At 59.8% G+C, this 24,471-nt stretch carries 24 protein-coding genes; 17 read left to right on the forward strand and 7 right to left on the reverse strand.

The genetic code is table 11. The features are described 5' to 3' along the window. Positions 1–32: 32 nt before the first annotated feature. The 5 genes from rpsA to B9Z50_RS00930 all read left to right on the forward strand — a co-directional run bounded on the left by rpsA (position 33) and on the right by B9Z50_RS00930 (position 4,615). Entirely contained in the window at positions 33–1,712 is a 1,680-nt protein-coding gene (gene rpsA, locus B9Z50_RS00910; RefSeq protein ID WP_108361835.1) for a 30S ribosomal protein S1, read from the forward strand. Positions 1,713–1,817: 105 nt separating this feature from the next. Beyond that, complete coding sequence (locus tag B9Z50_RS00915; RefSeq protein WP_255418351.1) at positions 1,818–2,147, forward strand: integration host factor subunit beta; 330 nt, start codon at positions 1,818–1,820, stop codon at positions 2,145–2,147. A 94-nt stretch (positions 2,148–2,241) separates the two neighbouring features. Continuing rightward, on the forward strand, positions 2,242–2,526 hold the full coding sequence (locus B9Z50_RS00920; protein WP_108361836.1) for a lipopolysaccharide assembly protein LapA domain-containing protein: 285 nt from the start codon (positions 2,242–2,244) through the stop codon (positions 2,524–2,526). Next, the gene (gene lapB / locus B9Z50_RS00925) at positions 2,516–3,685 is read left to right on the forward strand and encodes a lipopolysaccharide assembly protein LapB (RefSeq protein ID WP_108361837.1); all 1,170 of its coding nucleotides are present in this window, start codon (positions 2,516–2,518) and stop codon (positions 3,683–3,685) included. Before B9Z50_RS00920 ends, lapB begins: the two co-directional genes overlap by 11 nt. Before the next feature lie 60 nt (positions 3,686–3,745). Then, entirely contained in the window at positions 3,746–4,615 is an 870-nt protein-coding gene (locus B9Z50_RS00930; RefSeq protein WP_108361838.1) for a CoA transferase, read from the forward strand. Positions 4,616–4,650: 35 nt separating this feature from the next. On the opposite strand, the gene B9Z50_RS00935 is transcribed toward B9Z50_RS00930, so the two are convergent. Continuing rightward, positions 4,651–6,234, reverse strand: coding sequence for a cation:proton antiporter family protein (locus B9Z50_RS00935; protein WP_108361839.1), 1,584 nt, complete (start codon positions 6,232–6,234; stop codon positions 4,651–4,653). A 386-nt stretch (positions 6,235–6,620) separates the two neighbouring features. On the opposite strand from B9Z50_RS00935, the gene B9Z50_RS00940 reads away from it, so the two are divergent. Next, positions 6,621–7,454, forward strand: a complete 834-nt coding sequence (locus B9Z50_RS00940) for an enoyl-CoA hydratase-related protein (RefSeq protein WP_108361840.1) — start codon at positions 6,621–6,623, stop codon at positions 7,452–7,454. Between the two features lie 274 nt (positions 7,455–7,728). On the opposite strand, the gene acnB is transcribed toward B9Z50_RS00940, so the two are convergent. The 4 genes from acnB to B9Z50_RS00960 all read right to left on the reverse strand — a co-directional run bounded on the left by acnB (position 7,729) and on the right by B9Z50_RS00960 (position 13,192). Next, a complete protein-coding gene (gene acnB / locus B9Z50_RS00945) occupies positions 7,729–10,320 on the reverse strand; it encodes a bifunctional aconitate hydratase 2/2-methylisocitrate dehydratase (protein ID WP_108361841.1) in 2,592 nt (863 codons plus the stop codon). Between the two features lie 24 nt (positions 10,321–10,344). Beyond that, positions 10,345–11,139, reverse strand: a complete 795-nt coding sequence (locus tag B9Z50_RS00950; RefSeq protein ID WP_108362473.1) for a hypothetical protein — start codon at positions 11,137–11,139, stop codon at positions 10,345–10,347. A 26-nt stretch (positions 11,140–11,165) separates the two neighbouring features. After that, positions 11,166–12,095 (reverse strand): CoA ester lyase, encoded by a 930-nt coding sequence (locus tag B9Z50_RS00955; RefSeq protein ID WP_233249699.1) that lies wholly within the window; start codon positions 12,093–12,095, stop codon positions 11,166–11,168. Between the two features lie 110 nt (positions 12,096–12,205). Then, complete coding sequence (locus B9Z50_RS00960) at positions 12,206–13,192, reverse strand: malate dehydrogenase (RefSeq protein ID WP_089955300.1); 987 nt, start codon at positions 13,190–13,192, stop codon at positions 12,206–12,208. Between the two features lie 242 nt (positions 13,193–13,434). Here B9Z50_RS00960 and B9Z50_RS00965 point away from each other — a divergent pair, with 242 nt between their 5' ends. From B9Z50_RS00965 to B9Z50_RS01015, 11 genes are all read left to right on the forward strand, one after another. Continuing rightward, on the forward strand, positions 13,435–14,220 hold the full coding sequence (locus B9Z50_RS00965; protein ID WP_108361843.1) for a GntR family transcriptional regulator: 786 nt from the start codon (positions 13,435–13,437) through the stop codon (positions 14,218–14,220). Between the two features lie 129 nt (positions 14,221–14,349). Then, positions 14,350–14,781, forward strand: coding sequence for a succinate dehydrogenase, cytochrome b556 subunit (gene sdhC / locus B9Z50_RS00970; RefSeq protein ID WP_108361844.1), 432 nt, complete (start codon positions 14,350–14,352; stop codon positions 14,779–14,781). A gap of 40 nt (positions 14,782–14,821) precedes the next feature. After that, positions 14,822–15,190, forward strand: coding sequence for a succinate dehydrogenase, hydrophobic membrane anchor protein (gene sdhD / locus B9Z50_RS00975; RefSeq protein ID WP_062405624.1), 369 nt, complete (start codon positions 14,822–14,824; stop codon positions 15,188–15,190). Between the two features lie 53 nt (positions 15,191–15,243). Continuing rightward, the gene (gene sdhA, locus B9Z50_RS00980) at positions 15,244–17,049 is read left to right on the forward strand and encodes a succinate dehydrogenase flavoprotein subunit (protein ID WP_108361845.1); all 1,806 of its coding nucleotides are present in this window, start codon (positions 15,244–15,246) and stop codon (positions 17,047–17,049) included. 63 nt (positions 17,050–17,112) lie between these two features. Next, positions 17,113–17,817 carry a succinate dehydrogenase iron-sulfur subunit gene (locus tag B9Z50_RS00985; RefSeq protein WP_108361846.1) on the forward strand — a complete coding sequence of 235 codons (705 nt, stop codon included), beginning with the start codon at positions 17,113–17,115 and terminating at the stop codon, positions 17,815–17,817. After that, positions 17,817–18,125 (forward strand): succinate dehydrogenase assembly factor 2, encoded by a 309-nt coding sequence (locus B9Z50_RS00990; RefSeq protein ID WP_108361847.1) that lies wholly within the window; start codon positions 17,817–17,819, stop codon positions 18,123–18,125. Before B9Z50_RS00985 ends, B9Z50_RS00990 begins: the two co-directional genes overlap by 1 nt. A 42-nt stretch (positions 18,126–18,167) precedes the next feature. Then, the gene (locus B9Z50_RS00995; protein ID WP_108361848.1) at positions 18,168–19,466 is read left to right on the forward strand and encodes a citrate synthase; all 1,299 of its coding nucleotides are present in this window, start codon (positions 18,168–18,170) and stop codon (positions 19,464–19,466) included. Positions 19,467–19,714: 248 nt separating this feature from the next. Continuing rightward, complete coding sequence (locus tag B9Z50_RS01000) at positions 19,715–20,776, forward strand: aldo/keto reductase (protein ID WP_108361849.1); 1,062 nt, start codon at positions 19,715–19,717, stop codon at positions 20,774–20,776. A 22-nt stretch (positions 20,777–20,798) separates the two neighbouring features. Continuing rightward, positions 20,799–21,290, forward strand: a complete 492-nt coding sequence (locus B9Z50_RS01005) for an aminoacyl-tRNA deacylase (protein WP_108361850.1) — start codon at positions 20,799–20,801, stop codon at positions 21,288–21,290. Between the two features lie 28 nt (positions 21,291–21,318). After that, entirely contained in the window at positions 21,319–21,948 is a 630-nt protein-coding gene (gene plsY / locus B9Z50_RS01010; RefSeq protein ID WP_108362474.1) for a glycerol-3-phosphate 1-O-acyltransferase PlsY, read from the forward strand. Then, entirely contained in the window at positions 21,945–22,304 is a 360-nt protein-coding gene (locus B9Z50_RS01015) for a RidA family protein (protein ID WP_108361851.1), read from the forward strand. The genes plsY and B9Z50_RS01015 overlap by 4 nt, the downstream gene beginning before the upstream one ends. A 72-nt stretch (positions 22,305–22,376) precedes the next feature. Here the strand turns inward: B9Z50_RS01015 and bktB are convergent, their stop codons facing one another. Beyond that, positions 22,377–23,561, reverse strand: coding sequence for a beta-ketothiolase BktB (bktB, locus tag B9Z50_RS01020; RefSeq protein ID WP_108361852.1), 1,185 nt, complete (start codon positions 23,559–23,561; stop codon positions 22,377–22,379). 115 nt (positions 23,562–23,676) lie between these two features. Beyond that, positions 23,677–24,432 carry an SDR family NAD(P)-dependent oxidoreductase gene (locus B9Z50_RS01025; protein WP_108361853.1) on the reverse strand — a complete coding sequence of 252 codons (756 nt, stop codon included), beginning with the start codon at positions 24,430–24,432 and terminating at the stop codon, positions 23,677–23,679. Positions 24,433–24,471 lie beyond the last annotated feature (39 nt).

Here is a 24,471-nt window from a genome sequence, read left to right on the forward strand (position 1 = left end):
GTCAGTCCTGCACCCGTGGATGAGGAAATCACATGTCTGAATCTTTTGCCGCCCTCTTTGAGGAATCCCTGCAACGTACCGAAATGCGCCCTGGTGAAGTCATCACCGCTGAAGTGGTGCGCATCGAACACAACTTCGTGGTGGTCAACGCCGGTCTCAAGTCCGAGTCGTATGTTCCCCTCGAAGAGTTCAAGAACGACCAGGGTGAAGTCGAAGTCCAGGTCGGCGACTTTGTCTCCGTGGCCATTGGCTCCATCGAAAACGGCTACGGCGACACCATCTTGTCGCGCGACACCGCCAAGCGTTTGGCTTCGTGGATGTCCCTCGAAAAAGCCCTCGAATCCGGCGAATTCGTCACTGGCGTGACCAGCGGCAAAGTCAAGGGCGGCCTGACCGTTCTGGTCAACGGCATCCGCGCTTTCTTGCCCGGCTCTTTGGTCGACACACGTCCCACCAAAGACCTGTCACCCTATGAGAACAAGACCCTGGAATTCAAGGTCATCAAGCTCGACCGCAAGCGCAACAACGTCGTGTTGTCACGCCGCGCAGTGGTGGAAGCCTCGATGGGCGAAGAGCGCGCCAAGCTGATGGAAACATTGCGCGAAGGCTCCATCGTTCACGGTGTGGTCAAGAACATCACCGAATACGGTGCATTCGTGGACCTGGGCGGCATCGACGGCTTGCTGCACATCACCGACATGGCATGGCGCCGTGTCCGTCACCCTTCCGAAGTGGTGACCGCTGGTCAAGAAATCACCGCCAAGATCCTCAAGTTCGACACCGAGAAAAACCGCGTGTCCTTGGGCCTCAAGCAAATGGGCGACGACCCATGGATGGGCGTCAACCGCCGCTACCCACAAAGCACCCGCATGTTCGGCAAGATCACCAACATCGCCGACTACGGCGCGTTTGTGGAACTCGAGCCAGGCATCGAAGGCTTGGTGCACGTGTCTGAAATGGACTGGACCAACAAGAACGTGGCTCCTTCCAAGATCGTGGCGTTGGGCGACGAAGTCGAAGTCATGGTCCTCGAGATCGACGAAGACAAGCGCCGCATCAGCTTGGGCATGAAGCAGTGCCGTGCCAACCCATGGCAAGAGTTTGCTCAAAACACCAAGCGCGGTGACCGCGTGAAGGGCCCGATCAAGTCGATCACCGACTTCGGCGTGTTCGTGGGCTTGGCTGCCGGCATCGACGGTTTGGTGCACCTGTCTGACCTGTCTTGGAACGAAACCGGCGAAAACGCTGTGCGCGAATTCAAGAAGGGTCAAGAAGTCGAGGCTTTGGTCTTGGCTGTGGACGTGGACCGCGAGCGCATCAGCTTGGGCATCAAACAGCTCGACTCCGATCCTTTCACCACCTTCACCTCCATCAACGACAAAGGCCAGATCGTCACCGGCAAGGTCAAGACCGTGGATGCCAAGGGCGCTGAAATCGACCTGGGTGAAGACATCGTGGGCTACCTGCGCGTGTCCGAAATCTCGCGTGACCGTGTGGAAGACGCCAGCCATGTGCTCAAAGTCGGCGACGAAGTCACTGCCGTCGTGGTGAACGTGGACCGCAAGACCCGCAACATCCAGTTGTCGATCAAGGCCAAAGACCAAGCTGACCAGCAAGAAGCCATGGCTTCTCTGTCGCAGCAAGCCAAGACCGAAAACGCTGGCACCACCAGCCTGGGCGCTTTGTTGCGTGCCAAGCTCGACAACAACTGATCCTTGTGATCGGATGACGCCCGTTGTCTGAAAAGCCTGCCCCTGTGATGGGGGCAGGCTTTTTTCAGGCCCGTGCCCAAGACAACACAAGTCACGCCCCAACAAATTGACCCCATGACCCGCTCCGATCTGGTTGAAGAACTTGCTTCTCGCTTTGCGCAACTGACCCACCGCGACGCCGAATTGGCTGTCAAAACGGTGCTGGACGCCATGAGCGACGCGTTGGTCAAAGGCCACCGCATCGAAATTCGCGGCTTTGGCAGCTTCTCCATCAACCGCCGCCCTCCCCGCGTAGGCCGCAACCCCCGCTCCGGCGAGAGCGTTCAGATTCCTGAAAAGCGCGTGCCCCATTTCAAGCCCGGCAAAGCCCTGCGCGAAGCGGTAGACGCTGGCACCCAGGTCCTGGCCAACAGCGCTGAAAACGCTGCCCCATGATCGGCATGGCTCAAGCCTGCACTTGTGTCATTGACCGTATACACGGCTCTTGTGTTTGCGCCTTTAGAATGGTTCCAGTTTCCGAGGTCCATTCATGAAACGCCTGATCTGGCTGCTGCAGTGGTTGCTCAAAGCCACTGTTTTCCTCACGCTTTTTGCTTTCGCGCTGAACAACCAGCAAGAAACCCGCGTGAACTTTTTTTTCAGCACCTACTGGTCGGCACCCACGGTGCTGGTGGTGCTGTCGGCCTTCACGCTGGGCGTCGTGGTGGGCGTTCTGGGCATGGTGCCGCGCTGGTGGCGGGAGCGCCAAGCCGTCAAGAAAAACACCCCACCTGCCTCCCCCTCCCCCGCGTCCGAGGTGACCGATGGAACTTGACCTGACCTGGATTTTGCTGGGCCTGCCCACGGCGTTTGCTTTGGGCTGGATCGCATCTCGTCTGGACTTGCGCCAGATGCGCATCGCCAACCGGCAGGCCCCCCGCGCCTATTTCAAAGGGCTCAACCACCTGCTCAACGAGCAGCAAGACCAGGCCATTGATGCCTTCATTGAGGCGGTGCAAAACGATCCCGATACCTCTGAACTGCACTTTGCACTGGGCAATTTGTTTCGCCGCCGGGGTGAATACGACAGGGCGGTTCGGGTGCACGAGCACCTGCTCTCACGCGCCGACATCAGCCAAGCCGATCGGCAAAGAGCTCAGCACGGGCTGGCGCTTGATTATTTGAAAGCCGGCTTGCTGGACCGCGCAGAAGAAGCGCTGCGCAAGCTCGAGGGTACTTCTTACGCAGGCCAAGCCCGGCTGGCCCGCATGGCCATTTACGAACGCTCACGCGAATGGCCCGAGGCTGCTGCAGTGGCCCGTCTGCTCGAAAAATCCGGTGAGGCTGACTTTGGCGTTCGCTTGGCGCATTACCAATGTGAGCAAGCCCGTGAAGCGGTGCAAAAGGGTGACAGCGCCAAAGCGCTGGAAATACTGGCTCAAACCCTGCAAGAGCACCCCCGAGCAGCCAGGCCACGTCTGTTGATCGGGCAATTGCAGTTGAGCCAAGGCCAGGCATCCGCCGCCTACGACAGCTTGTCCATTTTGTTTGAGCACAACGACATGACCGCCCCCTTGGCCGCCGCCAGCTTTGCACAAGCAGCCCTGGCCAGCGACAAGGCCGCCAGCGCCAGCACTTTGCTGCAAGCCCATTACCAGCGCCAACCCTGCATCGATGTGCTGGACGCAATCACGATCCTCGAAACACAGAACCCGCCAGGGTCGACCCAGGGCGAAGCCGCGACTTTGCAGCGCTATCTCGACCATTTGCAAAACCACCCATCTATGCTGGCGGCCACCCGATGGCTCAATGGCGCACAAAACGAAGTCGGCGAGTTACCGGCGTCCGTTAAAAAAACGCTTGAAAACGCCACCAAACCTTTGGCCCGCTACCGCTGCGCTGCTTGCGGTTTTGAAGCCAAAGAGCACTTCTGGCATTGCCCAGGCTGCCAGTCTTGGGACAGCTACCCGCCCAGACGCGTGGAAGAACTCTAGACCCGAGTCACCCACTTACCTTCTGATTTTTTGACACCGCTTTCATCCATAAGAGCAGCCATGTCCTCCAGCAAACCCCTGCGCGGTGTGCGCATCCTCAGTCTTGCTTTGAACCTGCCTGGCCCCGCTGCACTGATGCGTCTGGTGCAAATGGGTGCCCGGTGCACCAAGATCAACCCGCCTGCAGGCGACCCGATGCAGCACTACACGCCCGATGGCTACGCCCTGCTGCACAAAGGCGTGGGGCACAAAACGCTGGACCTCAAATCTGCGCAGGGCCAGAGCACCTTGCACAAGCTGCTGCCACAAACCGATGTGCTCCTGACCTCGTTTCGCCCCTCGGCCCTGAATAAGCTGGGGCTGGGCTGGAAAGCGCTGCACAAGCAATACCCCGCGCTCAGTCTCATTGAAGTGGTAGGTGCCCCCGGACCGCTGGCCGAAATTCCTGGCCATGATCTGACTTACCAAGCCGAAGTCGGACTGGTCAACGGCATGGACCTGCCGCCCAGCCTGTTTGCCGATATGGGCGGCGCACTCATGGCCACCGAGGCCACGCTCAAAGCTGTACTGTCGCTCAAAACCACAGGCCAAGGCTCGCGCCACGAAGTGGCCTTGTCAGAAGCTGCGGCCTGGCTGGCCCTGCCTCGCCAACTGCGCATGACCACACCCGACGGCGCTGTGGGCGGCGCTCACGCTGGTTACCGGGTGTACGCCTGCAAAAACGGGCGCGTGGCCGTGGCGGCGCTGGAGCCACACTTTGCGCTCAGCCTGTGCAAGGCCGCAGGCATGCCGCTGGCGCACCCGGTCAAAGACCTGTTCAAGTCCGAGACACAACAGGCCATCGCCGCATTTTTCGCCAGCAAGTCACGCCTGCAACTGGACAAACTGGCCACAGCCCAAGACATCCCGCTGCTGACCTTGCCCGCCTGAGCCTTCGGCCAGGGCGCACCCTGCGCCCTCCTGGCTCAAAGACCGCTCTTTCCCATGGCCTGCAAAGCATGCCGCGCCAGACCCGAGCCTGCCTCGGAGTACATGTTGAAAGAAGGCACCCCCAGCGCCTCAAGCTCATGCACCTCTTCGGCAAACTTGGCAATCGCCACCACATGGCTGCCCAAACCCGCATTGCGGATTTGCTGCGCCGCATACACATTGCTGTGGTGGCTGGGCATGGCCAACACGATCAACTCCTTGCTGTTGGCCGCCTTGATGCTGTTCCAAAAATCGGTGTCGGTCGCATCGCCCACCTTCACATTACGCCCTGCGGACCGCTCAGCGTCGGCTTTTTCAGCGTTGTGCTCAATGCCCAAAATTCGGTCGGGCCACAGCGGCATCAACTCGTCATAGACCCCGGTGCCCACCCGCCCCATACCGATCACCAGCACCTGGGCATCGCCGGTGTCCAGCATCTGGTCTTGGGCATGCAAAGTGCCACGCTGAAAACGGTCCCAAAACAATTTGAAGCGCTGGTATGCATTTTCTGAGCGCAGGCTAAAAGGCGAGGCAAAAGCAAAGCTCACACTCACCGCCATGGCCACCACAATCAACCAATCCACCGGCAACCAGCCCTGAGTCACGCCCAAAGCCGCCACGATCAGGCCAAACTCCGAAAAATTGGCCAAGCTCAGCGATGTGAACAAAGACGTGCGCGAACGCAATCCAAAGCGCACCACGATGGCGTAATACAAAAACGTCTTGACCGGCAACAACAGGCAAAACACCACAGCGGTCAGCAGCATAGGCACGTCGGGCAAGCCCTGCATGCCCACCGACAGAAAAAAGCCCACCAGCATCAACTCCTTGAAGCTGAACAGCGACTTGGCCAACTCCGACGCCTTAGGGTGGTTGGCGATCACTACACCCAAAATCAGCGCCCCCAAATCACCCTTGAGGCCCACCGCTGCAAAGAACTCGTAGCCTGCGCCCAATGCAAAAAACAAACCGCTGAGGACCAGCAACTCGCCATGCCCCGCCGAGTCCAGTAACTTGTAGATGAACTTGCGCACCAGAGGCAACAACAACAAAAACACCAGCAGCGCCCACACCGTGGGGTACTTGCCCTCGCTCACGGCCAAAAAAACCACCGCGAACACGTCCTGCATCACCAAAATACCAATGGCCACCTTGCCATAAAAGGTCGACATGTCCCCTTTGTCCTCGAGCACCTTGACGGCAAACACCGTGCTCGAAAACGACAAGGCAAAGCCCAACACGAGCATGGCCATGAAAGAAATGTCGAACAAAGGCAACGGGAATATTTGCTGCCCTAGCCAAATGACCACCGTGAAAAACACAGTGGACACCAAAATATGGGCCACCGACGTGCCCCAGATCTCGGTTTTGGCCAGCCCCTTCAGGTCCAGCTTCAGACCGATGGTGAAAAGCAGCAGCGTCACCCCCAAGTCGGCCACTTGCTGCAAACCGCTGGGCGGCTCAAAACCCGCCAAGTTGTACGCAAAGCCCGCCACCAGAAAACCCACCATGGGCGGCAAGCCCAAGCGGCTGAGCAACAAGCCAAACAAAAATGCAAACCCCACCAAAGTGACAAGCATGACAAAAGCCCTTTGATTTAATTTAATTAGTTAATTTTTATCCATCATATCGATTGACTTTATATTCATCAAATTCACTTATCCTTTTTCTTGCCGGTGCTTGCAAAAGGCCATGGAAGTGAAGCGCGCTGAGCCAGAGCTTGCGTCAACAAGCGCTCCACCAGACCTTCTGCGCATGAATCAACGCAACTGCCTCACTTGGTTTGAAAGTGCACCTTGGCCGCAATGGGCCTGTGGACCATCCCGGCCACCCAAGCCAAAACCGCGACAGCAAAACCTCCGAAGGATCAGTCAGGGGCAGAAATATTCAGCCAAGGCCAACGGTCAAACCCGAGACTCAGTCCACCGCAGGCAACCGCTATATTGCAAAAAAAGGAGACCCCCCCATGAACTGCTTTAGCCTGACCTATGAGGGCCATGTGGCCCACTTGGTGATGAACCGCCCCGAGGCGATGAACACCATGCACCCCACTTTTTGGCGCGAACTGCACGAGGTGCTGACCGACATCCACAAGGCGGGCACAGCACGGGCGCTGGTGATCTCTAGCACGGGCAAACACTTCAGCGCGGGCATGGACCTGCAAACCTTTGGCAGCGCTATTCAAATGGACGACACCAGCGCCGAAGGCCGCTCAGCCGTGTACGACCTGCTGACCGACATGCAGCACACCTTCACCCTGCTCGAAGAACTGCGCATCCCGGTGATCGCGGCCATCCACGGCGGCTGCATTGGCGGCGCGGTGGACATGGTGACCGCCTGCTGCATGCGCTACGCCTCGGCAGATGCGTTCTTCTGCATTCAAGAAATCAACATCGGCATGGTGGCCGACGTGGGCACCTTGCAACGCCTGCCCAAGCTGCTGCCCATGGCGCTCGTCAAAGAACTGGCCTACACGGGCAGGCGCCTCAACGCCGACAAAGCGCTGGCCCACGGCCTGGTCAACGACGTGCTGCCCACCCACGAAGCCACCGTGGCCGCCGCCTTGCAAGCGGCCAAAGAGATCGCCAGCAAACCGCCCGTGGCCATCTGGGGCACCAAGCAAGTGCTGCACTACGCCCGTGACCACAGCACCGAAGACAGCCTGCGCCACATGGGCTGGCTGCAAGGTGCAATTTGGAGCAACGCCAATGTGCGCGAGGCCATCAGTGCCATGCAACAAAAACGCCAGCCCAATTTCGCGCCGCTGCCGGCGCTCAAGGGGTTTCGCGAGTTTGGCTGAAGCTCTGGCCCTCTTGTTGCCAACCCCACCAAAATTTCCCAATCCGCCGATGATCTCCAGGGTGTTTGAACAACACCCGAAGACCTCTTAGACTGGATCGGATGGCTTTATGTGACCAACAAGTAGCTGGTCAATCCATTCGTTGCAGAAGGTTATGTTTGGCCTTTTTTGATGTGCGGCATCTTCTTGCAATTTGACCTTTTTCACAAAATTCAGGACACCCATAAAAAAAACGGCCCCGAAGGGCCGTTTTTCATGAGGTCAGCGCCGCAGCTCAGACCGTCGCGTTTTTCGCGTTGTCCACGTACTCTTCAATCTGGTTGAAGTTCAGGTACTTGTAGATCGCGGCGCCGTCTTTGTTCACGATGCCCATGGCTTCGTGGTACTCGGCCACCGTGGGGATGTGGCCCAGCTTGGACGCAATCGCCGCCAACTCTGCTGAGGCCAAGAACACGTTCGTGTTCTTACCCAAGCGGTTGGGGAAGTTGCGCGTCGAGGTGGACACCACGGTGGCGCCTTCGCGCACTTGGGCTTGGTTGCCCATGCACAACGAGCAGCCGGGCATTTCGGTGCGGGCACCTGCAGCGCCGAAGTTGGCGTAGTGGCCTTCTTTGATCAGCTCGCTCTCGTCCATCTTGGTCGGTGGGGCGACCCACAACTTGACGGGGATGTCGCGGCTGCCGCCCAGCAGCTTGGCTGCGGCGCGGAAGTGACCGATGTTGGTCATGCACGAACCGATGAAAGCTTCGTCGATCTTGGTGCCGGCCACGTCGGACAAGAACTTGGCGTCGTCCGGGTCGTTGGGGCAGCACAGGATCGGCTCTTTGATCTCGTTCATGTCGATCTCAATGACATGCGCGTATTCGGCATCTTTGTCGGCCTCGAGCAGGTTGGGCGCGTCGAGCCAGGCCTGGACCTTCTCGATGCGGCGCTGCAGCGTGCGCTTGTCTTCGTAGCCGTTGGCGATCATGTTTTGCATGAGCACGATATTGGACTTCAGATACTCCTCGACCGGCTCCTTGTTGAGCTTGATCGTGCAACCGGCGGCTGAACGCTCGGCGGAGGCGTCAGACAGTTCAAACGCTTGCTCGACCTTGAGGTTGGGCAGGCCTTCGATTTCCAGGATGCGACCCGAGAACTCGTTGATCTTGCCGGACTTGGCCACGGTCAAGAGGCCCTTCTTGATGGCGTACAAAGGAATCGCGTGCACCAAGTCGCGCAGGGTCACGCCGGGCTGCATCTCGCCTTTGAAGCGGACCAACACCGACTCGGGCATGTCCAGGGGCATGACGCCGGTGGCGGCACCGAAGGCCACCAAGCCTGAGCCGGCGGGGAAGCTGATACCGATGGGGAAACGGGTGTGCGAGTCGCCGCCGGTACCGACGGTGTCGGGCAACAACAGGCGGTTGAGCCAGCTGTGGATCACACCGTCGCCGGGGCGCAAGGACACGCCGCCGCGGTTGCTGATGAAGGCAGGCAGTTCGCGGTGGGTCTTGACGTCCACGGCCTTGGGGTAAGCGGCTGTGTGGCAGAACGACTGCATGACCATGTCGGCGCTGAAGCCCAAGCAGGCCAAGTCTTTCAACTCGTCGCGGGTCATCGGGCCGGTGGTGTCTTGTGAGCCCACGGTGGTCATCTTGGGTTCGCAGTAAGTGCCGGGACGCACGCCCTGGCCTTCTGGCAAACCAACCGCACGGCCGACCATTTTTTGCGCCAGGGTGAAACCTGCCTTGGTCGATGCCGGCACGCTGGGCAAGCGGAACACGGTAGACGCGGGCAAGCCCAAGAACTCACGCGCCTTGGCGGTGAGCGAGCGGCCAATGATCAGGTTGATGCGGCCGCCGGCGCGCACTTCGTCAAACAGCACATCGCTCTTGAGTTTGAACTCGGTCACGGTAGCGCCGTTTTTCACGATCTTGCCGTCGTAGGGCAGGATGTCGATGACGTCGCCCATCTCCAACTGGGACACGTCGACTTCAATCGGCAATGCGCCAGAGTCTTCTTGGGTGTTGAAGAAGATGGGGGCGATCTTGCCACCCAAGGTCACGCCACCAAAACGCTTGTTGGGCACGAACGGAATGTCTTGGCCGGTGGCCCAGATCACGCTGTTGGTGGCCGATTTGCGGCTGGAGCCGGTGCCGACCACGTCGCCCACGTAGGCCACCAAATGGCCTTTTTTCTTCAGGTCGTCGATGAACTGCATGGGGCCGCGTTTGCCGTCTTCTTCGGGCTTGAACTCCGCGCCGGGGCGGGTGTTCTTGAGCATGGCCAAGTAGTGCAGCGGGATGTCGGGGCGGCTCCAGGCGTCGGGCGCGGGCGACAGGTCGTCGGTATTGGTCTCGCCAGGCACCTTGAAGACGGTGACGGTGATTTTTTTCTCGACTTCGGGGCGGCTGGTGAACCACTCGGCCTCGGCCCAGCTTTGCATGACTTCTTTGGCCTTGGTGTTGCCGGCCTTGGCTTTTTCGGCGACGTCATTGAAGAAGTCGAACATCAACAAGGTTTTCTTGAGGCCTTCAGCAGCCACACCAGCGACTTCAGCGTTGTCGAGCAACTCGATCAAGGGGTGCACGTTGTACCCACCCACCATGGTGCCCAGCAACTCAGTGGCTTTGGACTTGGAGATCAGGGCCACTTGGACTTCGCCATGGGCCACAGCAGCCAAGAAGGAAGCCTTCACTTTGGCCGCATCGTCCACGCCCGGTGGCACGCGGTGGGTCAACAAGTCCATCAAGAAGGCGTCTTCGCCTGCAGGTGGGTTCTTGATCAGCTCGATCAGATCCGCCACTTGTTTGGCATCAAGAGGCAGGGGCGGGATGCCCAATGCAGCGCGTTCGGCTGCGTGTTCACGGTACGCTTTCAACATGGTTTTTTCTCCGGTCAGTCAAAGTCAATCGTTGGATTTGCCCGTGCCGGTTTTGTCAAACAGGCTGGGCTGCGGGTTGGTTTTCATGTCCTGGCCATAGGCCACTTGTTCGGGGTGTGCGCAGTCGTCGGCCAAGCGTCGGCCTTTTTTCTGGTCCATCAGCATGGACTTGTTGGCCAGTTGCAGCCACACGGCACCGGCTTTCTTGTCTTCAAGGCGCAGGGCACCGGTGCTGGTGCGCACGGGGTACATGCGGTAACGAAAGCCTTTGCCCTGCACATGAAAGTAACCGGGTGCCGCCGCATCGGCTTGGACACGAACGCTGGCCCCCATCTCGCAGGGCATGAGGCCTTGGTGGATTTGCTGGGCAATGGCCAGATCTTGTGTCATTGAATCTGAGTCGCTCAGGGCTACAGGTGCAACCGCAGCCGAAGTCGTCGCATCAGGCGTATCGCTGCGCTGGGGCGACAGCTCAGTCCAAGCGGGAAGTGGCTGCATGGGCGCAGAAGAATGGGCCACGCTGGGCTGAGGCGCAGACACGAAGCTGGGGCCGACCTTCTCAAGGGGCGCAGCAGCGGTCAGCGGTGTGTTCGTCTGCTCAGCGCCCTGATTCAAGACGGCCGCTACAGCGGCGGCCTGTGCAGCCGCCTCAGCAATGGCACGTGCCTGCAGGCGGGCCGTGAGGTCGGTCGCCGCACGTGCCTTGGCCTGCGCAGACGTTGGAGGGAGCTTGGCTTTGGCGCCGGAATGACCCTGGCTTTGCGCCCAGGCAGGCAGCAGCAGCACGGCACAAACCAACACCACAAGACGCTTGAGCATGGACCACCCTTTGAAGACTGCGGCCATCATGACAGGCTGCGCTGCGCGCTCTTGGGGGTCACACCCAACAAAGCCTGCATCGGGGCTGGTAAATGGCGACCGGTCTGGTGCGCTCGCTCGATCAGTTGCCAGAAAAAACGGTAACTGGCCCGGTCATGCAATTGACCAGCGTGGCTGATCGGTGCCCAGTCAACGGCTTGGGCGGCCAAAATGATCTGGCTGGCTTGTTCTATTTGCGCCTCACTGGGCGCCATGGCCTCCAGGATTGGGCGAATCTGGTCGGGGTGGATGCTCCACATGCGGGTGTAACCCAGCTCACGGGCGGCCTTTTGGGCTGCCGAGCGAATGGCGTCGGTGTTTTTGAATTCGGTGACCACGCAGTGGGAGGGCACTTTGCCGTGGGCGTGGCAGGCGCTCGCAATCTCGAGCTTGGCGCGCATCACCAAGGGGTGTGTGAATTGCCCCTGAATGCCCATCCCCTCGGCGGGAATGGCACCGGCATGGGCCGACACAAAATCCATCAGGCCAAAACTGATCGACTGCACGCGAGGGTGGGCGGCGATGTCAAAGGCCTGGTGCACGGCAGCGGGCGACTCGATCAGCACATGCACCGGCAAATGGCCTGCGCCTGCCGTGATCAAGGCGGCTTGAACGCGGTCCACATCGGCCAGGCTCTCGACTTTGGGCACCATGATGTGCGTCAGCACGCGGCCAGCCCGGCCCGCAATGTGGCTCATGTCGGCTTCAAAACTGGGGTGGTCCACCGGGTGGACCCGCACCGCAATGCGCGCGTCGGCGCGAGCAGCTTTGGTGGCCAGTGCCAGCTCGGTCACCAGCGCCGCGTGTTCGACTTCGCCACCGACTGGCGCACCGTCTTCACAATCCAGGGTGACATCAAAAACGCAAGTGCCAAATTCTTGTGTCATCTCGGCCTGCAGCTGCAGGCTCTTGCGCATCCGCGCCTCCACCCCGCTGTAATGATCACATACCGGCAGCTGAACGCTTCCGGCTTGTGCCCCCAGCAAGATGTGGCGCGGATGACTCACTTTGACGACTCTGCCCTGAATCAGATCAGGTGGGCCACGCCCGCTTGCTCGTCGGTCAACTCTTTCAGAGTCTTGTCGATGCAGCCTTGGCTGAAAGCGTCAATGTCCAGACCTTCCACGACTTTGTATTCGCCGTTTTCGCAGGTCACGGGGAAGCCAAACATCACATCTTTAGGAATGCCATACCAGCCTTGCGATGGGATACCCATGGTGACCCATTTGCCATTGGTGCCCAGGGCCCAGTCGCGCATGTGGTCGATGGCGGCGTTGGCTGCCGAGGCTGCCGAGGACAGGCCACGCGCTTCAATGATGGCAGCGCCGCGCTTGCCCACGGTGGGCAGGAACACGTTGGCGTTCCATTCCTGGTCGTTGATCATGTCCTTGACGGATTCGCCGTTGATGGTGGCGAAACGGTAGTCGGCGTACATGGTGGGCGAGTGGTTGCCCCAAACGCACAGTTTTTCGATGTCGGCCACGGCCTTGCCAGTCTTGGCAGCGATTTGCGACAGGGCGCGGTTGTGGTCCAAACGCAACATGGCGGTGAAGTTACCAGGCTTGAGATCAGGCGCGGCTTTCATAGCGATGTAGGCATTGGTGTTGGCGGGGTTGCCCACAACCAGCACTTTGACGTCGCGCGAAGCCACAGCGTTCAGGGCCTTGCCCTGCGCAGTGAAGATGGCGCCGTTGATGGCCAGCAACTCGGCACGCTCCATGCCGGGGCCGCGTGGACGCGAACCGACCAACAAAGCGTAGTCCACGTCCTTGAAGGCGGTCATCGGGTCACCGTGGGCTTCCATACCCACCAACAATGGGAATGCGCAGTCTTCGAGTTCCATCATCACGCCCTTGAGCGCTTTTTGAGGACCTTCGACAGGCACTTCGAGCAATTGCAGGATGACGGGCTGGTCTTTGCCCAGCATTTCGCCAGAGGCGATGCGGAACAACAATGCGTAACCGATTTGACCTGCTGCGCCGGTAACGGCAACGCGGACGGGCTTTTTGCTCATGGTGGAAAACTCCGAAGTGTTGAAAACAAGCGTTGCGGTCCGCTGCCAACATCCATGTCGGCAAGGCCGTCCGGCGCACCGGACCCGCGCTGGCGGTCTTTGTCCTAACAAAGCCACCAGTGCAAGCAAACAGCTTTCGAGTGTACCCGCGAAAACCCTGATTCGTCAATTTGTCTTATGTCTTATATAAGATATGATGGCGCATCTGACATGCCCCTGACCCGCATGCCCTGCCCGCCCACATGAACCACTCATTGCCCCCAAACGACCCCACCGTTGCAGCAGCCGAATCTGCGGTCGCCACACCCGCATTCAGCCCGCTGTACCAGCAAATCAAGGGCTTGATCCTGCAAAGCCTGCAGGCGAGCGAGTGGAAGCCCGGTGAATCCATTCCCAGCGAAATGGAACTGGCTGCGCGTTACCGGGTGAGCCAAGGCACCGTACGCAAAGCCATCGACGAACTGGCCAGCGGTCACCTGCTGATCCGCAAGCAAGGCAAAGGCACATTTGTCGCCACCCATTCAGAGCACCAGGTGCAGTACCGGTTTTTGAAACTGGTGCCCGACCAAGGAGATCTCAACACCGAAGGTCCGGCCCAGCGCGAGATCATCGACTGCAAGCGCTTGCGCGCCTCGGCCGAGATCGCGCGCGCCCTGGCTCTGCGCTCTGGCGACACCGTGCTGCAGGTCAGAAGAGTTCTTTCGTTTGCGAACGTCCCCACCATCCTAGAAGACTTGTGGTTGCCGGGCACCCCCTTCAAAGGCCTGACGGCCGAGCGCCTGGCCGACTACCACGGCCCCATGTACGCCCTGTTTGAAACCGAGTTCGGTGTACGCATGGTGCGTGCCGAAGAAAAGATTCGAGCCGTGTTACCCGACAAGGGCCAAAGGGAATTGCTGCAGCTGCCCGCCAACACCCCCTTGCTCAGCGTGGAGCGCATTGCCTACACCTACAACAACACCCCGATGGAGCTGCGGCGCGGCTTCTACCGCACCGACACACACCATTACCACAACGATTTGAACTGACCCCAACTGCCCATCCATGTCTTGTAGAAGACTGTCGCTGAAATGCTCGCGTCAGTTTGCTGCGTTGCAATAGAATCCACCCGGCTTGTTATCCACAACACAAACGCGTATCACCCAGAAAGTACCCACATGACTGAACTCGCCCGCAAGCGGCCTGAATTCCGCAACATCAACGCCTTGAAAGACTTGCCCACGTACCGCCTGCCGGTCGCTGGCATCGTCTCCATCCTGCACCGCATCAGCGGTTTTCTGATGTTTTTGCTGATGCCCCTGTTCATCTGGCTTTTTGACAACTCCATCACCTCCGAAGTCTCTTTCGCCAAGCTGTCTGCCGCCTTCGGCATCGGCATCGGTTTTGTGCCCGGCTGGTTCTTCAAGCTGTTGGCCCTGGCCCTGATCTGGGCCTACCTGCACCACTTCATTGCCGGTGTGCGCCACATCTACATGGACGCCTTTCATGCCGTGACCAAAGAATTCGGCAAGTCCTCTGCCGTGGCCACCATGGTGCTGAGCCTGGGCTTGACCGCCGTGCTGGGCGCCAAGCTGTTTGGCTTGTACTGATTTCTCCGCCCCTCATTCAAAACAACAAGGAAACTGACCTATGTCGTCCGTGAATTACGGCTCCAAACGCATCGTGACCGGTGCTGGCTATGGCTTTCGCGACTGGCTGGCCCAACGTGTGACCGCCGTCCTGATGGCGCTTTTCACTGTGGTCTTGCTGGCCCAAGTGATCTTCACCTCCGGCCCCATTGGCTACGAAGAGTGGGCTGGCATTTTTGCCTCGCAGTGGATGAAGGTCCTCACCTTCTCCGTCATCATCGCCTTGCTCTACCACGTCTGGGTGGGCATGCGTGACATCTGGATGGACTACATCAAGCCCCTGGCCTTGCGCCTGGCCTTGCACGTCTTCACCCTCGTCTGGCTGGTCGGCTGTGCCGGCTGGGCTGTTCAGGCCCTGTGGCGCCTGTGATGCGTCAGCCCTCGCCTGTTAATGCGCTGAAACCACACCAACCAAGATAAACCATGAGCTATACCAAAGACAAAATCACCACCCGCAAGTTTGACGTCGTGATCGTCGGCGCCGGTGGTTCGGGCATGCGTGCCTCGCTGCAGCTGGCACGTGCTGGCCTCAATGTGGCCGTCCTGTCCAAAGTGTTCCCAACACGTTCACACACCGTTGCAGCCCAAGGCGGCATTGGCGCCTCGCTGGGCAACATGTCGGACGACAACTGGCACTACCACTTCTACGACACCATCAAGGGCTCCGACTGGCTTGGCGACCAGGATGCGATCGAATTCATGTGCCGTGAAGCGCCCAAGGTCGTGTACGACCTGGAGCACATGGGCATGCCATTTGACCGCAACCCTGATGGCACGATTTACCAGCGTCCATTTGGCGGCCACACCGCCAATTACGGCGAAAAGCCTGTGCAACGCGCTTGCGCCGCCGCTGACCGCACCGGTCACGCCATGCTGCACACCCTGTACCAGCAAAACGTCGCCGCCAAAACCAGCTTCTTTGTGGAGTGGATGGCGCTCGACTTGATCCGCGACGCCGAAGGCGACGTGGTGGGTGTGACCGCCCTCGAAATGGAAACCGGCGACTTGCACGTTTTGCACGCCAAGACCGTGCTGATGGCCACCGGTGGCGCAGGCCGCATTTATGCCGCCTCCACCAACGCGTTCATCAACACCGGTGACGGCTTGGGCATGGCAGCGCGTGCTGGCATTCCTTTGGAAGACATGGAGTTCTGGCAATTCCACCCCACCGGCGTGGCCGGTGCTGGTGTGCTCTTGACAGAAGGCTGCCGTGGCGAAGGCGCCATCTTGCTCAACAGCAACGGCGAGCGCTTCATGGAGCGTTATGCGCCCACCCTGAAAGACTTGGCCCCGCGTGACTTCGTGTCCCGCTGCATGGACCAGGAAATCAAGGAAGGCCGTGGCTGCGGCCCCAACAAGGACTACGTACTGCTCAAGCTCGACCACTTGGGGTCTGAAACCATCCACAAACGCTTGCCCTCGGTGTACGAAATCGGCGTCAACTTCGCCAACGTCGACATCACCAAAGAGCCAATCCCCGTGGTGCCCACCATCCACTACCAGATGGGCGGCATCCCGACCAACATCAACGGCCAAGTGGTCACGCAGACCGCCACAGACCACAACGCCGTGGTCAACGGTTTGTATGCCGTGGGCGAATGCTCTTGCGTGTCGGTGCACGGCGCCAACCGCTTGGGTACCAACTCGCTGCTCGACTTGTTGGTGTTTGGCCGCGCAGCCGGCAACCACATCGTCGACTTCGCCTCCAAAACCAAGTCGCACAAGCCCTTGCCCGCCGACGCCGCAGATTACACCTTGAGCCGCCTGAACAAGCTCGAAGGCCGTGGCGGTGAATACGCCCAAGACGTGGCCAACGACATGCGCGCCGCCATGCAGCAGCACGCTGGTGTGTTCCGCACCCAAGCCTCCATGGACGAAGGCGTGCAAAAGATCGCCGCCATCCGCGAGCGCGTCAATGCAATTGGCCTGAAGGACACCTCCAAGGTGTTCAACACCGCCCGCATCGAAGCCCTGGAAGTGGACAACCTGATCGAGAGCGCACAAGCCACCATGGTGTCTGCCGCTGCCCGCCGCGAGTGCCGTGGCGCCCACACCGTGAGCGACTACGAGCGCCCAGTCGACGACGCCGTGGCCCCATTGGGCCGCGACGATGCCAACTGGATGAAGCACACCCTGTGGCACAGCGCCGACAACAGCCTGACCTACAAGCCCGTGAAGCTCAAGCCCCTGACTGTGGACTCCGTGCCACCGAAGGTCCGCACGTTCTAAAGATTGTCTGGCCCGCTCACCTCCAGTGGCGGTCCATCACCCGAATACACCAGGAGTTCTTTCATGACCCTACGCACTTTTCAGATCTACCGATACGACCCTGACAAGGACGCCAAGCCTTACATGCAAACCATCCAGGTCGAACTGGACGGCAACGAACGCATGCTGCTCGACGCCCTGATGAAGCTCAAGGCCGTGGACCCCACCATTTCTTTCCGCCGCTCATGCCGCGAAGGCGTGTGTGGTTCGGACGCGATGAACATCAACGGCAAAAACGGCCTGGCGTGCCTGACCAACATGAACACGCTGCCCGGCACCATCACTTTGAAGCCCCTGCCCGGCCTGCCCGTGATCCGCGACGTGATCGTGGACATGACCCAGTTCTTCAAGCAATACCACTCGATCAAGCCCTACTTGATCAACAGCACCATCCCGCCTGAGACCGAGCGCCTGCAAAGCCCAGAAGAGCGTGACGAGCTGAACGGTCTGTACGAGTGCATCTTGTGCGCCAGCTGCTCGACCAGCTGCCCCAGCTTCTGGTGGAACCCCGACAAATTCGTGGGTCCCGCTGGTTTGCTGCAGGCCTACCGATTCATCGCCGACAGCCGCGACGAAGCCACCGCCGAGCGCCTGGACAACCTAGAAGACCCCTACCGTTTGTTCCGCTGCCACACCATCATGAACTGCGTCGATGTCTGCCCCAAGGGTCTGAACCCCACCAAGGCGATTGGCAAGATCAAAGAGATGATGATTCGCCGCGCAGTCTGATGACCGTCACCCCCATCCTGGAAGACGCGTCGCTGGTTGGAGCTGACCGCCTCGCCCCTTTGAGCGAGCGGTCGCTGAGCAAGCTGCGCTGGCGCAGCCGACGTGGCTTGCTCGAGAACGATTTGTTCATCGAGCGCTTTTTCAACCGCCACGCCACTGCGCTGACGGTTGGCCAAGCCCGGGGCATGTATGTGCTGATGGACCTGTCTGACAACGATCTCATGGACTTGCTGCTGCGCCGCACGGAACTGCAGACCGAGATCAGCACCGATGAGGTGCGCGAAGTCCTGGACATGCTGAGAGCCTGAGCCTGCCAAGGTTCATATCTGGAAACCCAAAGGAAACCCACCATGAAACTCGCCGATAACAAAGCCACCCTGTCGTTCTCCAATGGCAGCCCCAGCATCGACATGCCCGTCTACTCCGGCAACATCGGTCCGGACGTCATTGACATCCGCAAGCTGTACGCGCAAAGCGGCATGTTCACCTATGACCCAGGTTTCCTGTCCACAGCTTCTTGCCAGTCGGCCATCACCTACATAGACGGCGACAAGGGCGAGCTGCTGTACCGTGGCTACCCCATCGAACAGCTGGCCAACAAGGCCGATTACCTGGACACCTGCTACTTGCTCCTGAACGGTGATTTGCCCGTAGGCCAGCAAAGCAAGGACTTCCACAAGCTGGTCAACCAGCACACCATGGTCAATGAGCAGATGCAGTTTTTCCTGCGAGGCTTTCGCCGTGACGCGCACCCCATGGCCGTTTTGACGGGCTTGGTAGGTGCTTTGTCGGCCTTCTACCACGATAGCACCGACATCAACAATCCCGAGCACCGCCACATCGCGGCGATCCGCTTGATCGCCAAGATGCCAACCATGGTCGCCATGGCCTACAAGTACGGCATCGGACAGCCTTACATGTACCCGCGCAACGATCTGTCGTACGCAGGTAACTTCCTGCGCATGATGTTTGGCACGCCTTGTGAAGAGTACGTGGTCAACCCCGTGCTCGAGCGCGCCATGGACCGTATCTTCACACTGCACGCAGACCACGAGCAAAACGCCTCGACCTCCACCGTGCGCCTGTGCGGCTCGTCCGGCACCAACCCGTTTGCAGCCATCGCAGCGGGCGTGGCCTGTCTGTGGGGCCCTGCTCACGGCGGAGCCAACGAAGCCTGTCTGACCATGCTCGAAGACATCCAGAAAATGGGTGGCGTCTCCAAAGTGGGCGAGTTCATGAACCAGGTCAAAGACAAGAACTCCGGCGTGAAGCTGATGGGCTTCGGTCACCGCGTGTACAAGAACTATGACCCCCGCGCCAAACTCATGCAGGAAACCTGCAACGAAGTGCTGGCCGAACTGGGCCTGGAAAACGACCCCCTGTTCAAGCTCGCCAAAGAACTCGAAAAGATCGCCTTGGAAGACGAGTACTTCGTCAGCCGCAAGCTCTACCCCAACGTGGACTTCTACTCCGGCATCGTGCAACGCGCCATCGGCATTCCAGTGAACCTGTTCACCGGCGTGTTCGCCCTGGCCCGCACCGTCGGCTGGATCGCCCAACTCAACGAAATGATCAGCGATCCCGAGTACAAAATCGGCCGCCCTCGTCAACTGTTCACCGGCTCTGTGCGCCGCGACGTGCAGCGTTAATCGGATCCCAACCGGATCACCAAAGCCCGCCTTGTGCGGGCTTTTTTTTGCGAAATTGTCGTGACGCACCGCTGGGCGTCAACGGCTGACCGCCGTCATTTCGCTTTATCGCTGAAAAAATGGGAGTCCATTTTCCAACTCGTGGAATGCCATAACTGCTGTTCAGATCAGAGTCCGCTGCGAAGCACAAAGTCGAACATCCAGGTCATGACAAAATCTAGCTTTTCGCCTAAACCAAAGACCAGCATATGAACAAAGTTCAACTTGGCCAATCTGACCTGAAAGTCACCCCCATCTGCCTGGGCACTATGACCTTTGGCCAGCAGGTCAACGAAGTCGACGCGCACGCGATTTTGGACCGCTCTCTGGAAGCGGGTATCAATTTCATCGACACGGCTGAAATGTACGCTGTGCCTGCTTCGGCCGACACCTGCGGCGCGACGGAAACCTTCATTGGCCATTGGTTTGCCCAGAACCCCGGTGCCCGCGAGAAGTTGGTACTGGCCACCAAGGTAGCAGGCCCTTCGCGTGGCATGCCCTGGATCCGTGAAGGCTCGGGCATGACCGGTCAAGACATCTTGAACGCCTGCGATGCAAGCCTGCGCCGCCTGCAAACCGATGTGATCGACCTGTACCAAATCCACTGGCCCGAGCGCCATGCCCCGGTGTTTGGCATGACGTATTTCGACCCGGTCAAAGACAAATCGGTCACCTCGATTCACGAGCAGCTCGAAGCCTTGGCCAAATTGGTTCAAGCCGGCAAAGTGCGTTACATCGGTCTGTCCAACGAAACGCCTTATGGCGTGCACGAATTCGTGCGCCTGGCCGAGCAGCATGGTCTGCCACGCGTGGCCACGGTGCAAAACCCTTATTGCCTGGTCAGCCGCACCTACGACAACGGCCTGGACGAGACCTGCTACCGCCTGAACGTGTCCATGTTGGCCTATTCGCCGCTGGGTTTCGGCTTGTTGACTGGCAAATACGACAACGATGACCTGACCGGACCGCTGGTGCCCGATGGTGGACGCATTGCCCGTTATGACTCAATGCGCAAACAGCGCTGGGGTCGCCCGGAGGCCTTGGCTGCCGCCCGCCGCTACAACCAGTTGGCCCGCGACAACGGCATGACACCCACCCAGATGGCGCTGGCGTTTTGCTACCACCGCTGGAGCGTGGCCAGCACCATCATTGGCGTGACTTCGCTGGCGCAGCTCAACGAAGATCTGGCCGCTTGGAGCACCCAGCTTTCGCCAGAAGTGCTCAAGGCCATTGATGCCATTCGCTGGGAAATGCGCGATCCGGCCTTGTGACTTGGCTTGTTGATATCGGGCGATGGCCAAAAAAGACAAAGTCAGTGAAACCCCGGCCACGGCGCTCTTGCGCCAGCAGGGGGTGAGTTTCACCGAGCACCCCTACGAGTACCTGGAGCATGGTGGTGCCCAGCACAGTGCGCAGGTGCTGGGCATGGACCCGTTTGCCGTGGTCAAGACCCTGATCATGCAAGACCAAGACGCCAAGCCGCTGGTGGTGCTGATGCATGGCAACCGCAAGGTCTCGACCAAAAACCTGGCGCGGCAGATGGGCTTGAAGTCGGTTGAGCCCTGCGCCCCCGAGGTGGCCAACCGGCACAGTGGTTACTTGGTGGGCGGCACCTCGCCCTTTGCCACGCGCAGGGCCATGCCAGTCTTCATCGAAGAAAGCATCCTGGCGTTGCCGCGCATCTGCATCAACGGCGGCAGGCGCGGTTATCTGGTGGGCATCGACCCGCAGGTGTGTGTGCAACTGCTGGGCGCACAGCCAGTGAACTGCGCACTGGCAGAATGACGCCCGTACAAGAAATAGGGAGATGTGGATGGATGCCTTGATTCCAGTGGCCGTGGTGGTGCTCAGTTATTTGTTGGGTTCGCTCAGCTTTGCGGTGATCGTGAGCCGCTTGATGGGCCTGAACGACCCTCGCAGCTATGGCAGCAAAAACCCGGGAGCCACCAATGTGCTGCGCTCGGGCAGCAAAAAGGCGGCAATCCTGACTTTGCTGCTGGACGCCCTCAAAGGTTGGCTGCCGGTGGCCATGGTGCTGGCTTGGGGGCCGGATCACGGTTTAGGTCCGGACATTGCCGCATTGGCCGGTCTGGCCGCGTTTTTGGGACACCTGTACCCGGTTTTTTTCGGGTTTGTGGGCGGCAAGGGTGTGGCCACAGCGGTGGGCGTGGTCATAGGTGTGCATGGCACGCTGGCCCTGGCCACGGTGCTGAGCTTTGCCATTATTTTGTATTTCAGCCGCTACGTGTCCTTGGCCTCCATGGTGGCTGCGGTGTTCGCGCCGGTTTTTTACCTGTTTGGCGATGGTGTGGCTTGGCAGGCCACGGCCCCTGAGGTCTTGAGTCTGTCGGCCATGGCCTTGCTGCTGGTGTGGCGTCACCGTGAAAACATCCATCGCCTGCTGGACGGCACCGAGTCAAAATTGGGAAGGAAAAAACCATGAGCACCGACATTCAGCGGCTGCATGTAGCCGCTCGTTACAGTGAAGCGGCTGTTTTTAATGGCGTGGTGTATTTGGCAGGAATGGTGCCCGAATGCGAGGCCACCGACATCCGCAGCCAAACGGCCGATGTGTTGCAGCAGATTGAGCGGCGCTTGACGGAAGCGGGCAGCGACAAAACCCGCATCCTGCGCACACAGATTTACCTCCAACACATCACCGACATCGCGGCCATGAACGAGGTGTGGGATGCCTGGGTGGTGGCAGGCAGTGCGCCACCGCGCGCCACGGTGCAGGCTGCGTTGGCCGATCCGGCCTATTTGATCGAGGTGGTGGTCACGGCTGCAGTCAAGCCTTGATGTGCGAGGCTTTTTGAGGTCAAAAAAATGGGCATCTCTTGATGCCCATTTTCCATTCCGATCAGCCCGGCATCACATGCGCTCAAAAATCGCAGCAATGCCCTGGCCACCGCCGATGCACATGGTCACCAGTGCGTAGCGGCCATTCACACGCTGCAATTCGTACAGGGCTTTGACGGTGATCAGCGCGCCCGTGGCACCGATGGGGTGGCCCAGCGAAATGCCCGAGCCGTTGGGGTTGACCTTGGCGGGGTCCAGACCCAGCTCGCGCGTCACGGCGCAGGCTTGGGCGGCAAAAGCTTCGTTGGCCTCGATCACGTCCAGGTCGTTCACACTCAGGCCGGTTTTCTTGAGCACGGCTTGTGTGGCCGAGATCGGGCCCACACCCATGATCTTGGGGTCCAGACCGGTGTGGGCATAACCGACCAAACGGGCCATGGGCTTGGCACCACGGGCTTTGGCGGCACCGGCTTCCATCAGCACCACGGCGGCTGCCGCGTCGTTGATTCCGGAGGCGTTGCCAGCGGTCACGGTGCCGTTTTCCTTCACGAACACAGGCTTGAGCTTGGCCATGTCTTCGAGCTTGCAGCCGGGGCGGAAGTGCTCGTCGGTGGCATAAGCAATCTCGCCTTTTTTGCTTTTGAGCATGACCGGCATGATCTGGTCTTTGAAGCGACCCTCTGCCGTGGCGCGTTCAGCGCGGTTGTGGCTTTCCAGCGCCAAGGCGTCTTGCATTTCGCGGGTGATGCCGTATTTGGCGGCCACGTTTTCGGCCGTCACGCCCATGTGAATGTTATGGAAGGGGTCGTGCAGCGCGCCGATCATCATGTCGATCATTTTGGTGTCGCCCATGCGTGCGCCAAACCGGGTGGCCAGACTGGCGTAGGGCGCGCGGCTCATGTTTTCTGCACCACCGCCGATGGCGATGTCGCAGTCGCCCAGCAAGATGGACTGGCTGGCGTTCACGATGGCCTGCAGGCCTGAGCCGCACAGGCGGTTCACGTTGTAAGCGGGGGTAGCTTCACCGCAGCCGCCGTTGATGGCGGCCACGCGGGACAAATACATGTCTTTGGGTTCGGTGTTGACCACATGGCCAAACACCACATGCCCGACATCTTGGCCGTCTGTGCCCGCGCGCGACAGGGCTTCGCGCACGACTTGTGCGGCCAGCTCGGTGGGCGGAATGTCTTTGAGGCTGCCGCCAAAGGTTCCAATGGCGGTGCGCACACCGCTGACAACAACAACTTCACGGCTCATGGGAGGTCTCCAGATTTACAAAATAAACAAACGGGTAGAGGGTACAACGTCGATCAGTGTCAGGCACCATGGCTACAGCGGCCTGACAAGGGGCGGGTGGGATAGCGCAGGACTTTCAGCCCCGCACGTCGGCCACGGGTTCGCGACCGAAATCGGGCCGGGCCAGAAAGCGCAGCACCTGCTCGGCCGCCTGTGCGGGCGAGCTGAGCTGGCCCAGAGCTTTGAGTTGCAAAAACTTCGATTGGTCCGGAAACACTTCGCCCGCCGCACCGCGCAGTTGCACCTGCATGTCGGTGTCGATCACGCCAGGCGCCAAAGAACAGACTTTGGCACCGTTGGCGTGCAGGGCTTCGTCCAGGGCCAGGCAGCGGGTGAAATGGTCCATGCCTGCTTTGGCCGCGCAGTAGCCCGCTTGTGAAGCCATGGGGTAGCGCCCCAGGCCCGAAGAAATATTGAGCACTTTGCGGGGCACAGGCCAGTTGTCGGTGGCCCCCAAGAACGCCGCACACAAGGCCATGGGCGCTTCCAGGCCCACGCGCAGGGCCAGGGCCAGATCAGCGGGCTGGGACTGACGCAGCGGCGCGATGGGCGGGATGACGCCCGCGTTGTTGATCAGGCTGGCGCTGGCGAAATCCGCCGGGTTTTGGCTTTGCAGCCACTCGCGCAGGCGTTTGCTGGCCCCTTCCCCATCGGCCAGGTCGTGGATCCATTGCGTGAGGGGCACGTGGGCTTTTTGGGCGGCTTCGGCCAGATCGGGGTTGGTGTTGCGTGAGATGCACAGCAGGCTGTTGCCCGTTTGCAGCAATTGTTCGGCGATGGCCAGACCCATGCCGCGTGAGCCGCCTGTGAGGATGAAGAGGTGATGTTGCATGGTGCCATGTTAGGCGCAAGGTCGCTGCCAGCAAAGCCT

The organism is Limnohabitans sp. Bal53 (assembly GCF_003063355.1).
Taxonomy (GTDB): domain Bacteria; phylum Pseudomonadota; class Gammaproteobacteria; order Burkholderiales; family Burkholderiaceae_C; genus Limnohabitans_A.

Coding starts and splice junctions, on each gene's coding strand:
- rpsA (WP_108361835.1), top strand. CDS start 33: ATGTCTGAATCTTTTGCCGCCCTCTTTGAGGAATCCCTGCAACGTACC.
- B9Z50_RS00920 (WP_108361836.1), top strand. CDS start 2,242: ATGAAACGCCTGATCTGGCTGCTGCAGTGGTTGCTCAAAGCCACTGTT.
- lapB (WP_108361837.1), top strand. CDS start 2,516: ATGGAACTTGACCTGACCTGGATTTTGCTGGGCCTGCCCACGGCGTTT.
- B9Z50_RS00930 (WP_108361838.1), top strand. CDS start 3,746: ATGTCCTCCAGCAAACCCCTGCGCGGTGTGCGCATCCTCAGTCTTGCT.
- B9Z50_RS00935 (WP_108361839.1), bottom strand. CDS start 6,234: ATGCTTGTCACTTTGGTGGGGTTTGCATTTTTGTTTGGCTTGTTGCTC.
- B9Z50_RS00940 (WP_108361840.1), top strand. CDS start 6,621: ATGAACTGCTTTAGCCTGACCTATGAGGGCCATGTGGCCCACTTGGTG.
- acnB (WP_108361841.1), bottom strand. CDS start 10,320: ATGTTGAAAGCGTACCGTGAACACGCAGCCGAACGCGCTGCATTGGGC.
- B9Z50_RS00950 (WP_108362473.1), bottom strand. CDS start 11,139: ATGCTCAAGCGTCTTGTGGTGTTGGTTTGTGCCGTGCTGCTGCTGCCT.
- B9Z50_RS00955 (WP_233249699.1), bottom strand. CDS start 12,095: ATGCGCAAGAGCCTGCAGCTGCAGGCCGAGATGACACAAGAATTTGGC.
- B9Z50_RS00960 (WP_089955300.1), bottom strand. CDS start 13,192: ATGAGCAAAAAGCCCGTCCGCGTTGCCGTTACCGGCGCAGCAGGTCAA.
- B9Z50_RS00965 (WP_108361843.1), top strand. CDS start 13,435: ATGAACCACTCATTGCCCCCAAACGACCCCACCGTTGCAGCAGCCGAA.
- sdhC (WP_108361844.1), top strand. CDS start 14,350: ATGACTGAACTCGCCCGCAAGCGGCCTGAATTCCGCAACATCAACGCC.
- sdhD (WP_062405624.1), top strand. CDS start 14,822: ATGTCGTCCGTGAATTACGGCTCCAAACGCATCGTGACCGGTGCTGGC.
- sdhA (WP_108361845.1), top strand. CDS start 15,244: ATGAGCTATACCAAAGACAAAATCACCACCCGCAAGTTTGACGTCGTG.
- B9Z50_RS00985 (WP_108361846.1), top strand. CDS start 17,113: ATGACCCTACGCACTTTTCAGATCTACCGATACGACCCTGACAAGGAC.
- B9Z50_RS00990 (WP_108361847.1), top strand. CDS start 17,817: ATGACCGTCACCCCCATCCTGGAAGACGCGTCGCTGGTTGGAGCTGAC.
- B9Z50_RS00995 (WP_108361848.1), top strand. CDS start 18,168: ATGAAACTCGCCGATAACAAAGCCACCCTGTCGTTCTCCAATGGCAGC.
- B9Z50_RS01000 (WP_108361849.1), top strand. CDS start 19,715: ATGAACAAAGTTCAACTTGGCCAATCTGACCTGAAAGTCACCCCCATC.
- B9Z50_RS01005 (WP_108361850.1), top strand. CDS start 20,799: ATGGCCAAAAAAGACAAAGTCAGTGAAACCCCGGCCACGGCGCTCTTG.
- plsY (WP_108362474.1), top strand. CDS start 21,319: ATGGATGCCTTGATTCCAGTGGCCGTGGTGGTGCTCAGTTATTTGTTG.
- B9Z50_RS01015 (WP_108361851.1), top strand. CDS start 21,945: ATGAGCACCGACATTCAGCGGCTGCATGTAGCCGCTCGTTACAGTGAA.
- bktB (WP_108361852.1), bottom strand. CDS start 23,561: ATGAGCCGTGAAGTTGTTGTTGTCAGCGGTGTGCGCACCGCCATTGGA.
- B9Z50_RS01025 (WP_108361853.1), bottom strand. CDS start 24,432: ATGCAACATCACCTCTTCATCCTCACAGGCGGCTCACGCGGCATGGGT.